11 protein-coding genes are annotated in these 14,145 nt (G+C 69.2%); 4 read left to right on the forward strand and 7 right to left on the reverse strand.

Annotation, left to right across the window (positions count from 1 at the left end; translation table 11 throughout):
* Positions 1–127: 127 nt before the first annotated feature.
* A complete protein-coding gene (locus ACFWNN_RS03435; RefSeq protein ID WP_382438221.1) occupies positions 128–1,405 on the reverse strand; it encodes a glycoside hydrolase family 64 protein in 1,278 nt (425 codons plus the stop codon).
* A 453-nt stretch (positions 1,406–1,858) separates the two neighbouring features.
* Between ACFWNN_RS03435 and ACFWNN_RS03440 the strand changes: the two genes are divergently transcribed.
* From ACFWNN_RS03440 to ACFWNN_RS03450, 3 genes are all read left to right on the forward strand, one after another.
* Positions 1,859–2,239, forward strand: coding sequence for an HPF/RaiA family ribosome-associated protein (locus ACFWNN_RS03440; protein ID WP_382438222.1), 381 nt, complete (start codon positions 1,859–1,861; stop codon positions 2,237–2,239).
* A gap of 183 nt (positions 2,240–2,422) precedes the next feature.
* Positions 2,423–4,534 (forward strand): BTAD domain-containing putative transcriptional regulator, encoded by a 2,112-nt coding sequence (locus tag ACFWNN_RS03445; protein ID WP_382438223.1) that lies wholly within the window; start codon positions 2,423–2,425, stop codon positions 4,532–4,534.
* 75 nt (positions 4,535–4,609) lie between these two features.
* Positions 4,610–5,143, forward strand: a complete 534-nt coding sequence (locus tag ACFWNN_RS03450) for a tetratricopeptide repeat protein (RefSeq protein ID WP_382438224.1) — start codon at positions 4,610–4,612, stop codon at positions 5,141–5,143.
* Here the strand turns inward: ACFWNN_RS03450 and ACFWNN_RS03455 are convergent.
* A complete protein-coding gene (locus ACFWNN_RS03455) occupies positions 5,110–5,628 on the reverse strand; it encodes a hypothetical protein (RefSeq protein ID WP_382438225.1) in 519 nt (172 codons plus the stop codon). The genes ACFWNN_RS03450 and ACFWNN_RS03455 overlap by 34 nt on opposite strands.
* Before the next feature lie 137 nt (positions 5,629–5,765).
* Here ACFWNN_RS03455 and ACFWNN_RS03460 point away from each other — a divergent pair, with 137 nt between their 5' ends.
* Positions 5,766–6,419: a hypothetical protein gene (locus ACFWNN_RS03460; RefSeq protein ID WP_382438226.1), complete on the forward strand. Its 654-nt coding sequence runs from the start codon at positions 5,766–5,768 to the stop codon at positions 6,417–6,419.
* 10 nt (positions 6,420–6,429) lie between these two features.
* Here the strand turns inward: ACFWNN_RS03460 and ACFWNN_RS03465 are convergent, their stop codons facing one another.
* From ACFWNN_RS03465 to larE, 5 genes are all read right to left on the reverse strand, one after another.
* Complete coding sequence (locus ACFWNN_RS03465; protein ID WP_382438227.1) at positions 6,430–7,707, reverse strand: glycosyltransferase; 1,278 nt, start codon at positions 7,705–7,707, stop codon at positions 6,430–6,432.
* Positions 7,704–9,941, reverse strand: coding sequence for a glycoside hydrolase domain-containing protein (locus ACFWNN_RS03470; protein ID WP_382438403.1), 2,238 nt, complete (start codon positions 9,939–9,941; stop codon positions 7,704–7,706). The genes ACFWNN_RS03465 and ACFWNN_RS03470 overlap by 4 nt, the downstream gene beginning before the upstream one ends.
* A 1,308-nt stretch (positions 9,942–11,249) precedes the next feature.
* The gene (gene larC / locus ACFWNN_RS03475; RefSeq protein WP_382438228.1) at positions 11,250–12,485 is read right to left on the reverse strand and encodes a nickel pincer cofactor biosynthesis protein LarC; all 1,236 of its coding nucleotides are present in this window, start codon (positions 12,483–12,485) and stop codon (positions 11,250–11,252) included.
* Complete coding sequence (gene larB / locus ACFWNN_RS03480) at positions 12,482–13,165, reverse strand: nickel pincer cofactor biosynthesis protein LarB (protein ID WP_382438229.1); 684 nt, start codon at positions 13,163–13,165, stop codon at positions 12,482–12,484. Before larB ends, larC begins: the two co-directional genes overlap by 4 nt.
* The gene (gene larE, locus ACFWNN_RS03485; protein WP_382438230.1) at positions 13,149–13,997 is read right to left on the reverse strand and encodes an ATP-dependent sacrificial sulfur transferase LarE; all 849 of its coding nucleotides are present in this window, start codon (positions 13,995–13,997) and stop codon (positions 13,149–13,151) included. The genes larB and larE overlap by 17 nt, the downstream gene beginning before the upstream one ends.
* Between the last annotated feature and the right edge of the window lie 148 nt (positions 13,998–14,145).

Below are 14,145 nucleotides of genomic sequence, written 5' to 3' on the forward strand. Positions count from 1 at the left end.
GACGCGGTGGTCGGGGTTTTTTAGCTCCACTCCTGTGGCGGGGGGGGGGGGGCGGGTGACGCCCCCCCCCCCCCCGCCACCGGACATCACAACCGAAACGACCTGCGCCGCTTCAGGAGCAGCGGTCTCAGCTCAGGGCGAACTGCCAGCCCTGGGCCCGGAAGACCTGACCTTCGGAACCGGCGGCCGCCCCGCTCGGCGCGGAGGCCGGGGCAGCGCCGCCGAACGACGTGAGGACGATGCCCGCCGAGCGCGGGTCGCCGTCGTGCACCAGGGACTCCTGGGCCTGCACGTCGTCGAACGCGAACCCGTAAGCCTTGCCGTCCACCATGTTCTGGTGCACGAGCTTCGAGTAGTGGTTGGTGATCGCGCCCTGGTAGAAGTCCGCCGCGCCGCCACCGGGCTGCACGTCGATGCGGTCCAGCGTCGTGCGGTGCAACGCCGCGCACAGGGTGCGGGCGATCGGGCCGACGATCTGGTCGTTGGGCGCGTGCAGCGCGCCGTCGCAACCCCACACGTCCGCTGTGGACGGCTTCGCGAACGACGCCACCTGCTGGCCGCCGCCGTCCGTGAAGTTCATGGTGTTGCCCGACGTGCGGCCGAAGTACTTCACCTCGGGCCGGTCGCCGAACGGCTGCACGGTCAGGTTCTTGCCCGTGTAGGCGTTCCACGCCTGCGTGATGTACGGGTCCAGGTAGTTGCGGTCGAAGTTGCCGACGTCGGCCGCCTTGCCCGGCGCCAGCACGCGCAACACGGTGCCGTCCGAACGCGACATGACCGACCCGCCCCAGCCCTCCTGGCCGCGAACACCGTTGATGACGGCGTCACGCCCACCGGGCTTGAGCTCACCGGTCTTCTTCGTCTCGCCCGACGCACCCGTCACCGTCACGGCGTGCGGCACGGCGAACATGTCCACCTGCGAGCTGTTGAGCCACAGACCCGCGTCGTTGTAGGTGAACTCGCTCCAGTCGAAGAGGATCCCGCTGTTCGCGTCTCCCCCCGCCCACGGCGCCGGTTGCACCAGGCCGTCGGGCGTCAGGAAGAACTTCAGCTTCTCCCCGAACGACATGTACACGCGGCCGGAGATGAACCGGGGCACGTTGAGGGTGGTGCTACCGCCCTGACCCGGTCCGTCGATCGAGACGTCCGGCGCGGGCGTCGGCGGGTTGCCACCCGGCGACCACGGCGTGAACGCGCCCGCCTGGTTGACGTACCCGAGCTTGCCGCTGCGGATGTCCGTACCCAGGACGTACAGGTGCACGGCCTCGGAGCGGCCGCTGTTGTTCGTGACGTTGAAGGGCAGCAGGTCAGGGCCTACCGCCTGAGCCGGAACGACCGCGACGGCCGCTGACGCGGTCGCCGTCAGGACAGCCAGCGCACTCAACATCTTTGTTCGAAGGCGCATGTGACTCCTTGTGCAGGGGTGCTCTGCGGGAAGGTCATCCGACCTGGACAGGGCTGTCGGCGACCTCCGGCGGAAACTGGTCCACACCGGTTATGAGAGCGCTTCCATGCTCATTGCCGATGCAATCGATGTCAAGACCAGCACCCGGCGGACACCACTGGAGAAAAACCGGAACAGCACGCGGAGCAGGGAATATGTGTTGAAGAACAAGGAGAAAACTCGTACTTGACGGCAGTCAAGAAGCAGGACCGGGATTCGCACTCGCCGTGACGAGGTTCAGATCCCTTCCTCACCTGAACTTCACACCTGAAGTCCTTTTAGGACGGACACGAAACACCCCGCCGAACACGTCGATCCACAGTGGACAAGACGGGGTCCGCACCGCCTTGGTTTGAACCGGCCGCTCCCGGGGTATCGACGAGGACCATTTCTGTCGCGTTCCGGAGGGTGCTCATGCAGATCCAGGTCAACACCGACCACAACATCCACGGTGGCGAACGACTGGCCACCTATGTGACCACCGACCTGGAGAACAGCCTGTCGCGGTTCAGCGGATGGCTGACCCGCGTGGAAGTCCACCTCAGCGAGGACGGGGGCGGCAAGCCGGAGGACAAGAAGTGCGTCATCGAGGCACGGCCGGGCGGTAAGCAGCCGGTCGCGGTCACCCACCACGCGGCCACCGTGGACGACGCGTACGCCGGGGCGGCGCACAAGATCGGAAGGGTGCTGGACTCCCGCTACGACCGCGCCCACGACCACAAGGGCAGTGACAGCATCCGGCACATGCCCGCTCCCGAGGACCCGGAGCAGGCCGAGGACGAGCCTCGGGGCTGATCAGGGCGCCACGGCGACCCGCCTCCTCCCGGCCGGACCACCGGTCACCGGGAGCCGAGGCGGGTCGCCGGGCGACTTCCCGCGATGCCCGCTCCGAGGGCGGCGGGAACGCGAAGGGCTCCGACGTCGTCCGAGGGACGAACACCCGAGCATGTCCTGGGGAGCGGAGGAGCCATCAGCGGGGTGAGCGTGCGGGTGCTGGGGCCCCTGCAGGTCTGGCGGGACGGCCGGAAGGAGAGTCTCGGCGGTGTCAAGCAGCGGTCCCTGCTCGCGCACCTCGCGCTGCACGCGAACACCGACGTCTCGCTCGACCAGCTGATCGAGGCCCTGTGGCCGGCCGCCCGGCCGCGGTCGGTGGTGCAGAACGTCCGGACCTACGTCTGGCGGCTGCGGCAGCTGCTCGACGAGCAGTTGCGCACCCACGGCACCGGTTACGTGCTCGAACTCGATGCCGACGAACTCGACGTGCTCATGTTCGGCGAGCTCGTCGTGGAGGCCCGCCGGCGGCCCGACGCGGCGCTGGGGTTGTTGCGGCGGGCGGAGTCCCTCTGGCGCGGGCGTCCGCTCGAGGACCTGCCGGACCACGACGCGTGGACGCCCGTCCTCGCCCGCCTCGACGGGGCCCGGCTCGCGGCGACCGAGCAACGGCTCGCGTTGCAGGTGGCCTCGGGTGAGTGCGCCGAGGCGATCCCGGAGCTCCGGGCGCTGCTGGCGGAGCACCCCTACCGCGAGAGCGTGTGCGGGCAGCTCGTGCTCGCCCTGCACCAGGACAACCGGCGTGCCGAGGCGTTGCAGGTCTACGCGGACATGCGCGTGCGGCTCGCCGGCGAGCTCGGCCTGGAGCCCGGATCCGCGCTGCGGGACGCCCAGCTCGCGGTGCTGCGCGACGAACCGGCGGCCGCTCCCCTCCGTCAGCTGCCGCCGACGGTGTTCGACTTCCGCGGCCGCGCCGGCGAGGTCGCGGCGCTGACGACGGCCCTGCGACAGGGTCCCGCACCGGCCGCGGTGACCGGGCCGCCCGGTGTCGGCAAGTCGGCACTCGCGATCCGGGTGGCGCACCAGGTCGGTGACCACTTCCCGGACGGCCAGCTCTACGTCGACCTCGGCGGCACCTCCGACCACCCCCGCGAACCGAGTGAGGTGCTCACGGAGCTGTTGCACGCCCTCGGGATCACGGGCGCCGGACTGCCCGCCCAGGTCGCCGCGCGCGCCGCGCTGTTCCGTTCCAAGCTCGCCGGTCGGCGGATGCTGGTGGTCCTCGACGACGCCGCCTCGGTGAGCCAGCTCGTGCCCCTGCTCCCGGCCGACGCGGGCTGCGCCGTCCTGGTGACCAGCAGACGCAGGCTGTCCGAGCTGCCCGGAGCACTCCAGGTGGAGCTGTCCCCGTTCTCCCCGGAGGAGGCGGCGGAACTGCTCGCCGCCATCGCCGGCGAGGACCGGGTCCGCGCCCAGCCCGGCGAAGCGGCGGCGATCGCGGCGGCGTGCGGGCACCTGCCGCTGGCGATCCGGGTGGCGGGCGCACGGCTGGCCGGGCGCGGCAGGTGGTCGATGCAGGTGCTGCGCGAACGGCTCGTCGACGAGTCGACGCGGTTGCGCGAGCTCACGTCGGGTGAGCTGGCCGTGCGGGCGAGCTTCGACCTGAGCATCCGGCAGCTGTCCCCGCACGAACTCCAGGCGTTCGTGCGGCTGGCGTTGCTCGGACCGCACGACTTCCCGAGCTGGGTGGTCGAGACCCTGCTCGGCGAACCCGGCACCGAGCACCTCGTGGACGGGCTCGTCGACGCTCATCTGCTCGAGACCTTCGGCGCGGACGGCATCGGCCAGCCGCGCTACCGGCTGCACGACCTGTTGCGGTGCCACGCTCTGAACCACTCGCTGCCCGACGGCCCGGCCGCACTCGAACGGACGCTGCGCGCGTGGCTGTGGCTCGCGGTCACGGCCGCACGGCGGTTGCCCGTCACGTTCGGCACCACCATCGCCGACGTCGCCCCGGTCGCGGCGCCGGAACACCTGCTCGCCGAGCCCGTCGCGTGGTTCGAGGCGGAACGGCGCACGTTGTGCGGCGCGGTCGACCTCGCGGCGGACGCGGGCCTGCACGAGGTGGCGTGGCAGCTCGCGGCGGCCTGCGTGCCGTTCTTCGACCTGCACAGCCACTACGAGGACTGGGCGCGCACCCACGCGCGGGCGTTGCGGAGTGTGCGCGCGGCCGGCGACGGGGCGGGCGAGGCGGCGTTGCTGCGCGGCATCTCCCAGGTGCACATCTACCGCAGCGAGTTCGCGGAGGCCGAGCAGTGACTGCTCGCGGCACAGGGGCTCTACCGCTCGCTGGGCGACGACCGCGGCCAGGGCATCTCGCTAGCGGGCATCGGCGTGGTGTACCGGCTGCGGGCGGAGTACGAGCGCTCGATGGAGTTCTACGCCGAAGGCCTGCGGCTGCTGGAGTTCGCCGGCGACCTGCACTCAGTGGCCCACGTGCGGGCGTCGATCGGCGGGGTCCACGGCTCGCTCGGCCGGCCCGAGGAGGCGCGGACGTGGCTCACGAACGCCCGGCGGCTCGCCTCGGACCTCGGCGACGCGCACCGCGAAGCGCTGGTGCTGGTGCGGCTGTCCGCGCTCTACCGCAGCACGGGTGAGCACGAGCAGGAGTTGGTCAGCGCACGCCGGGCCGTGACGATCCTGACGGACCTCACCGACGAGCGGTGCACGGCGTTCGCCCAGGTCGAGCTGGCCGAGGCGCTGATCTCGAACGGCCGCCCGAAGGAGGCGGACGACCTGGTGCGGCAGGCACTGGAGACCTACCGCCGCACCGGGAACCGGGAGGGCGAACCCGCCGCGCTGCGCACACTCGCGCGCGCGGCGGGTGCACTGGATCAGTTGCTGTTGCCGGGCTTCCAGCCGAGGTAGTTGCTGAAGTAGCCGGTCGAACCGGCGTGGCCGATCTTGCCGCCGATGCTGGTCGACCAGAAGCCGCCGTTGCCGTCCGCGATGCCGACGTGGCCCCACTGGCTGATGTTCCAGAAGACGAACGCGCCCTTGGGCGGCGTGCCGGTGGTGTGGCGGGCGCCGTCGGAGGACCGCCAGTGGTCGATCGCCGACGCGTGGTGCGTCGAGCGGTTCCACGCCAGGCGGACGGCACGCTCGCAGTAGCCCTCGTACGCCGTGCTGCCGCGACGGTCGGACATCCACTTGATGGCGCCGGCCGCCGTCTGCTGGATGCTGACGTCGCCTTCGACGGCGGACGTGGTGGCCGTGTCTTCGAGCCACGGCTGCGCGACCGCGACGTCCGGGCTGAACGCCTCCCCGCTCGCCGCGCCGGCCGGAGCCGCCGTGCCGATCAGCGCCGCGCCGAGCAGGCCGATGGCCGCGACCGTGACTTTGGTGAACCGCATGAGATCCCCTTTTCGCATGTCTGCACTGCTCACACAGCGTGTGGGGGTCGCATACACGGCCGATACATCGCCGATACACGGCGGCGGCGACGTGGTGGGCCGGCCCGGATCGTCGTGCGCCGAACTAGGCTGCCGTCGTGGCACGAGGACGAGCGGGGCGGTCGAAGGCGCAGCGGCGACGCGCCGGCGCGAGCCGCGTGTCCGCAGGTCAGGCCAGGAAGGCGCGAGTGGGCGCCGCCGCCCGCGCCCAGGCGGAGCGCACCTGGTGGGAGCGCCGGACGCTGGGCACCCAGACCTGGCTCGCCATCGCGGCGATCGTCGCGGTCACCGGCGGGCACTTCCTGATGTGGGAACTGCTGCTGCCGGCGCTCGGTGACCTGGTGGGCCCTGTGCCGGTCGTCTCGACGGTGGTGGGCTGGCTGTTCTGCGGTGGCGCCCTCACGGCGACCGGGGTGACGATGCTGAACTGGCGCACCTTCTCGGCCGGCGCACGGTCGCGCTGGACGACCGTGTCGGTCGTCTGGGGTGTCGTGGCGTTCATGGTCGGCGTGCCGAGCGGCATCGCCTTCGACGTGTCGCTGCCCCTCGACTACTGGGCCGGTCTGTTCGCGGGGGCCCGGGGTGTGCTGGCGCTCCCTCTGGTGGCAGGGCTGGTGGCCCTGGTCTGGATCGGGACCGCCCGGCTGCTGCGCCGCAAGGCCCGTTGCTCCCGCACGACGGCAGGCTGGCTGTTCGTGGCCTACGCCGTCGTCCTGCTGTTCTGGGGAGCGACCTTCCTGCGCATGGTGTGAGGCGAGAACCTCACCCGGTCAGCGCGACCGCCGTGCCGGACGTGGCGAACAGGTCGTCGAACACCCGGACGCGGTCGAACGACAGGGCGTGCTCACGTGCCCGGTCCGCCATGAGCCGCCGTTCCTCGGCTGACAGGTCGAGCACCGCGCGGTCGATCGCGGCGGCGATGTGGGCGGTGTTCCCCGCCTCGACGACGATGGCCGTGCCGCCCACCGCCTCGCCGACGCCGCCGGTGGTGGTCGTGATCACCGGCCCGCCGCCCGCGAGCATCTTCTCGGTCAGCGCGATGCCGAAGGTCTCGACGAAGTCCGGCTCCGGCTTGGTCGGCAGCGCGTACGCGGCGCAGCCGTTCATCAGCAGCGGCTTCTCCTCGTCCTCCACGTCGGTGAGGAAGAGGACCCGGTCGTCGTCCCGGGTGAGCGCCCGCAGGTGCTCCAGTTCGGGGCCGTTGCCGGCGATCACGAGCTTGAGCCGTGACCGCGCCCGGCACCGGGCGAACGCCTCCACCAGGTCGTAGACGCCCTTGGCCCGGGTCACCCTGGACAGGAACAGCACGTAGCCGTCGCGCTCCAGGCCTCGTCGCTTCAGGGCGGCGTCGACGAGCGCCGGGTCGAGGTCGAGGTAGGCGGAGGTGTCGATCGGCGGGTAGCTGACCGAGATCCGGCGGACGCACTGGCGGGCGAACCGGGTGCCGCAGTGCGCGTCGACGGCCTCGGCGCAGGCGATGATCTCCTGCTTGGTGTACTCCGACACCGCGATCACCTCGTCGTTGGCGAGGAACCGGGTGAACAGGACCACGGCCGCGCCGAACCGCCCTTCGCGCAGGCACGAGCGGATCACGTTGGTGACGTCCGAGCCGACCGCCTTCGCGATGGTGTGGACGTCCGGTGCGTAGCCGGCCGCGCGGGCCGCGTCGACGGCGTCGCGCACCACGGCGTCGTGCGGAGCGAGGTACATCGACACGCAGGTGGTCGGGACCGGCTCGGCGAGCAGTTCGACGAGGCGTCCGGTCAGCCCGGCCAGGTGCCGGCCGTCGGGTACCCGGTAGTCGCCGACCGGGTCGGGCCGTTCCACCGTGATGCCGGCGCTGTAGGGCAGGATCCGGTCCAGCGGCTTGAGCGGCAGGCCCGCCGCCTGGAGCACGGGGATCGGCCACGTCAGCAGCCGGACGTCGTCGAAGCCGCGGGTGAGCGCGACCTCGGCCAGGTTGCGGGCCTCTCCGGAGTGACCGCAGATGACCGGGTCTGCCCGGACCACGATGACGAGACGGCGGCGTGGCCTGCTCATGTGCGAGCCTCCTTTCCGAGCGGGTCGGACGTCGATGGCGGCAGGATCTTGCGGCCCCATTCCGAGGGCTGCGGGCCGAGTTCGAGGACCAGCCGGCCGCCGGCGTGCACGTCGGTCGCACGCAGGTGGGCCGCGTCCAGCGGTCTGCCGTTCAGCCGGGCGGACTGCACGTACTGCGGTGGCGGGTTCTCGTCCACCCCGTCGGAGCTGATGGACGTCTCGCGGTGTCCCCGCGTCTCGATGACGAAGTCGCGGTCCCCGACGTGCAGGGTGGCGTGGCTGAAGGCCGGCGCGTTGACGAGGAAGAGGTTCTGGCCGGCGACCGGGAACAGCCCGAGCGAGGCCCAGACGTACCAGGAGCTCAGCCCGCCCGAGTCGTCGTTGCCCGGCAGGCCGCCGCGCCCGGTGCCGAACTGCCAGGTCAGCGCCGCGTGCACGATCTCGGCGGTGCGGTCGGGCCGGGCCGCGTAGTGGTAGGACCAGGGCGCTTCCATGTCCGGTTCGTTGTTGAGGCCCTCGAACCGGTTCAGCAGGTAGCCCGCCGCCATCTCCGCCGCGCCGGGCCGCCTGCCGGGCTGCGCCACGCGGGGTGCGCCGTAGCCGAAGAACGCGTCGAGCGTGCTGACGAAGGCCTCGTGCCCGCCGACCATGGCGATGCGCGCGGCCATGTCGTGCAGCAGCCGGAACGAGTAGTTCCACTTGCCGCCCTCGTAGAACGACGAGTCGAGGAGCAGGCCGGTGTCCGGGTCGAACGCGTTGGACCACAGGCGGCTGCGCGCGTCGAGGTCGTCGGCGAGCTGCGCGTCGTTCAGGCTCCGGGCGACTCCGGCCGTGCAGTAGCTCGCGTACGCCAGGTCGAGCGTGTGCGAGATCGGGTGCACGACGCCGTGCTCGTAGAAGTCCTCGCCGTACATCCGGCGCAGGTCGTCGTACATGTGCACCAGCGCCCAGGTCCAGTCCAGGTCGCCGAGGCCGAGCGCGTGCACGTCGGCGAGCGCGGTGTGGACCAGCGCGCTCGCCTGCCGGAAGAACCGGTCCGCGCCGCGCGCCATCCGGTACCCGACGGGGAAGTTGCCCTCCTCCTCGCAGACCCGGATCAGCGACTCCAGCAGGTCGACCGCCCGGTCCGGGCAGAGCGCGGTGAGCAACGGGAGCTGGGTCTTGTAGATGTCCCACATCGTGCAGATGTCGAACGCGAAGGGCCCCGACGAGGGCCAGAACGGGCTCTCGTCGTCGGCGAAGCAGGGCTTGACCAGGGAGTGGTACAGCGCCGTCGCGAACACCTGCCGCCGCGCGGGCGACCCGCCCTCGACCTCGACCCGGCCCACGTGGTCGCGCCACCGCGCCTTGGTCCGCGCCCGGACGAAGTCGAACGCCCGCGGCCCGTCACCGCGTTCGCGGTACAGGTTCTCCCTGGCCTGGTCACAGCCGCGCAGCGAGAACCCGATCTGGATCTCGACGCTCTGCCCGGCGGTGGTGGGGCCCATGTAGAGCAGCCCGAACGGGCGCAGCGTGGTCTGCCTGATGCGGTCGAAGTCGAGCCGGGTGCCGCCCTCGATCAGCCGGCGGTCGTGCCAGAGCATCTGCCGCCAGCCCGGAACGTCGACCTCGATGTAGACCGACAGCGGCACGCCCTCGACCACCACCGTGCCCTGGGCGCGGCCGTTGCCGAGGCTCTCCACGTGCGCCCGCAGCGGCACCGTGCGGCCGAGATCGATGGCCAGCCCGCCGCAGGACAGGTCGACGACCACCCGCGCGCTGCGGTGCTCGGGGAAGACGTACCGGTGGACGGCGATCTTGGCGCCGACCGTGACCTCGCACCGGATGCCGGTGTCGAGAGCGGCCGCGTAGTACCCGGCCTCGGCGGTCTCGTCGTGCAGCGGCCAGGCCTGACCGAGGACGTCCAGCGGCTGCACCATCGGGGTCACCCGCACGTAGTTGTAGTACTTGCGGATCGCGCCCGTGCCGGACTGCTGGAAGTGGGTGAACCCGGACGCCTGCAGCCGGTCGAACATCTCCTCGGGCTGCCCCTCGGTGTTCTTCGCGTACAGGCCGTACCCGGTCGGATAAGCGCCGGAGTAGGCGCAGGCGGACACCATGCCGAGCGGTGACGTCGCGCCGGGGTGGGTGTTGCCGACCTGCGCTTTCGGCCACCACCAGGTGGCCGCCAGACCCTGCGCCGCGGGCAGGGAGGTGGCAGCCGTTCCGATGAATGGATCTATCTCGTCGAGGATGACGCGACGCTAGGTCAGCCGGAGCACCGCGGTGGTTTCAGCGACGTGAACATCGTGTTGTCCGGTGCGTGGGACGGGCGCGCCTACGTCGGAGAGTGCGCGTACCCCTGAGAGTGGACGGACACCCACCCGTCCCAGGTGCACTCCTTTGCGTTCGAACTGCTTTCGGAGTGCAGAAACAACGTGGGTGCTTCCGGTACATGGCGCGAGTCGCCGACCCTGGTCAAGCCTGTGATCGTGTGTGCGCGGTCAACACCGCCGGAGGTGACCGCGCGCTGTAGACCACCGAGCAGCTCTGCCGCCGGATCACCAACGCGACGACGAAGGGCTAAACCAACCGCTTCTTGGTCGAAGGGCCACCCGTCTGTCTGGATCACCACCGGCCGTGACTGCAGCCTGTGGTTCCTCCCTGCACCAGCGCGGTTCCGTCGGACAGCTGGTGTTCTGTTCGGTCTTCCATGCTCCCCAAGCGATGTCTGAACGGAGCGCGGGCGGAAGGTCGGGACCAGGCAGGCCATCTGTGGCGGATTGTGTGTCGAGACCTCGCTCCTTCTCGCGGAGTGGCTGTCTTACAGGAGCGGGCTCGCAGCGACGCCGAGACGCGTACTCGAACTCACCTGGGTCGTGGTCACTCGGAGCAGGCCTGAAGTCTCTCCAAACCAGCAGAACAGCCCACGCGCATCGTCCGCTTCGAATGCGTTCCCGGCGCCCCCCTTCGCAACGGGACCTTGTGCCCTACGGGTCGCTCACTCCCCACAGCGCAAGGTGGTACGGCCCAAGGGATGCATGTGGCACGCCACACCCACGAGAGATGCATGCCGATCTCGATCACCCACGACTCCGACAGTCAAGTCGACACGTCGTCCCGTCCGCGCCAGGTGATCACCGGTCGTGGCCGGGTGCTGCGTGGGCACGAGGAACCCGATGGAAGCAACGGCTAGAGGAGCGACCGCGGCGAGCCCGGCCGCTGGTAGGAACGCGGCGATCAGCAGCAAGCAGACCTCGGGTTCCTCATCGATGCTGGCCTGGATCACCTGCAGCCTCAGGTACCCATCGCTTGGCGCCGGCGCGCAGGAACGCCACGGCCGGCCCGGTGACCGCAAACCACTGGGATCAGCCCCCGTTGCAAGCCCTAGCACGAACCCCCAGAACCACGCCCTAGAAACACCCGCGCCCGAACCCCACATGCTCACGCCGAGCCCTTCGACCAGGATCGAACGGGCATCACCAGTCATCATCGAGCGCTCGACGCAACCTACGACATCACGCTCGACGCCGCAGCTACGTCTACGCCTTCGAACCACCGGGCTAACCACGTTCCTGTCCTGGAGGCAGCGCCGCACCCGTTCTCAAGCCTGCATCGGCCGCCGCCTGCATCGCTTCCTGAAGCACCAGCCGCTCTGGCCTGTTCACCCGTCGAGCCAGCGCTACAACCTCTTCGAACTCCGGCATGACCTGGACGATGACGCCACAAGCGTGGCCGATCTTGAGAGAGACCTTCCCGCCAGGGACGTCAACGGCAATGAAACTCCGACGCAACGAGGTCTTCCGGAGATGGCCCTCCCTAACCCCTAAAGTGCCCGTGTCCCGAAACATTCGGGCACGTAGTTTTTCCACGTGTTCAGGCTCAGACAGAACGCAGAGCGTGTAGGCGGGACGCCCTTTCTTCATCACGATCGGCACCAGCCAGGCGTCAGATGCCCCGTCCTCGAGCAGCCGCGCAATTGTTCCTGGCCACAAACGCGGGTCCAGATCGTCGACATTGGTCTCCAGCAGCACCGCGTGTTCGGTGATCGCGCCGAGATCTTGGCTCAAGCCACCTATCTCGCCGATGACCACGCGGACTATGTTGGCTCGGTCATGGGGGTCTCGGGAGCCAGCTCCCACACCGATCGCTTCGACCGTCATGGTGGGCAACTCCTCGCACGTCCCGGCAAGCGTGCGGAGGAGAGCCAGACCTGTCGGCGTCGCAAGTTCTCCGGTCCAACCCGCCCGAATCCGCCATCCTCGTGCGAGTTCAACCACAGCCGGTCCAGGAATCGGCAAATCGCCGTGAAAAGCCGACAACCTTCCTGATCCGACAGAGACCTCGCCGGCGCTCGCCGAGATGATTCCGAGGTCATCGAAGGCTGCACAAGTACCGACGACGTCCGCGATCGAGTCGATCGCGCCGACCTCGTGGAAGTGCACCTCCTCGCTGGGAATACCGTGGGCCCGGGCCTCCGCTTCAGCCAGCCGCTGAAAGACGCGGGACGCTTTTCCGCGCGTCGTTTCGCGGAGTGCAGCAGTTGCCAGGAGGACACGCAGATCCCGCCACGTGCGCCGCGGAGGGTCGTCGGCAATCACGTCAATCCGCACCGCGAGAGCCCGCAACCCTGCGCGTGTCGTCAGGGCGGCGGACAAGGACGCAGCGCCAGGAACAACGGCTTCAACCGCCTCACAGACCACATCAAGCCTTGCTCCAGCGTCCAAGAACGCTGCGAGAAGCATGTCACCCGCCACGCCAGCGGAAGCGTCAATCCATGCATGCCGTGCCGGCTTCATGTCGAGTTCCGGAGGGGCGCGGCGATCTGAGCCGCGATGTGACCGGCTCCGTACCCGTTGTCGATGTTGACCACGGCGACGCCGGGCGAGCACGCGTTCAGCATGGCGAGAAGTGCTGCCAGCCCCTCGAACGCGGCTCCGTAACCCACCGAGGTGGGGACAGCAATCACCGGGGCGGACACGAGGCCCGCGATCACACTAGGAAGGGCACCGTCCATCCCGGCGGCGACTACGACGACCCGCGCTTGACGCAACAAATCGAGCTTTGCCATCAATCGATGCAGCCCAGCAACCCCGATGTCCGCAAGGAGCTCAACCGGACGACCGAGATACCGGGCCGTGAGTTCTGCTTCGCGAGCCACGGACAGATCGGATGTACCCGCAGTGACTACGGCGATCAGACCACCAGTTGGTGGGGAAGGCGTCGGCGGCCAGGCCAGCAGCGAAGCTTCCGCGTCATGATAGGCGTCGGGCAATTCGCGGAGCACAGCCTCCACGTGTGCCGCGCTAGCACGGGTGAACAACGTGACTACGCTGGGGTGGGCGCGCATCGTGGCGGCGATTCCCGCCACCTGATCAGGAGACTTGCCGGCACAGTAGATCGCTTCGGGGTATCCCCGCCGAGCTGAGCGGTCGACATCGAGTTGGGCGAACGACGAAACATCAGGCGTGTGGTTCACTGGCGACCCCGATCAAGGACATGGTGAACGCACCAGACTGCATTCCCGCCAGGTCGACGGCGACGAAGCAGAAACCCGCCGCCATCAAGGCGTCGTTGACCTGTCCGCGAAGCGGCTCGCTGACGACACGCACCAGGTCGTTCAGGTTGAGCTCTATCCGGGCGACATCGCCGTGATGACGCACTCGAGAATCCTTGAAACCCAACGAACGCAGTGCTGCCTCAGCGCGCTCGACTTGACCGAGCTTCAGAGCGTTCACCTCGTCGAAGTGCGGAATACGGGAGGCAAGGCATGGAGAGGCGGGCTTGTCTGCGGCGGTGAGTCCCAGACTGCGCGCGAGCCGGCGAACGTCTCCCTTGCGAAGGCCGAGATCCACCAACGGACGTAGCACCTTGTGGCGCGACGCGGCCAGGCTGCCGGGCCGGTCATGTCGAGCTGCATCGTCCAGGTTCTCCCCGTACGCGACCGCATCGAGACCGTAGGCGACGGCCACCGTCCTCTCAATCACTGCGAACAGTTCGTCCTTGCAGTGAAAGCACCGGTCTGGGCCATTCGCTCGGTAAGCAGGACTGTCACCTTCTCGGGTCTCCACTTCCACCAGCTCGACACCGATCTGGCGTGCTGTGCCGTGAGCTGCGTGTCGCTCGGACGCAGCGAGGCTCGGCGATACCCCCAGAACGGCTAAGACATTCCCTCGTCCGAGGGTATGTACGGCGAGTGCGACGAGAAGAGATGAATCCACCCCTCCGGAAAATGCCACACCAAGCCGACTTACACCGGAGAAGATTTCACTCAATCGGGCCGTGAGCTCACCGGAAATTCCCTCTGTCATGGAAAACCTCCTCGATTGGATGATCAATCTACCCCCGTCGTGCGACCGAGAGCAACGAGTCACCCAGGTGAATGAGTCCATTCCGGGCTTGCTCGGCTTGTGATCACATTGCTACGATCAAAATTATTTCTCCCACCTGACGCGGACC

Source organism: Lentzea sp. NPDC058450, from assembly GCF_042721395.1.
Taxonomy (GTDB): domain Bacteria; phylum Actinomycetota; class Actinomycetes; order Mycobacteriales; family Pseudonocardiaceae; genus Lentzea.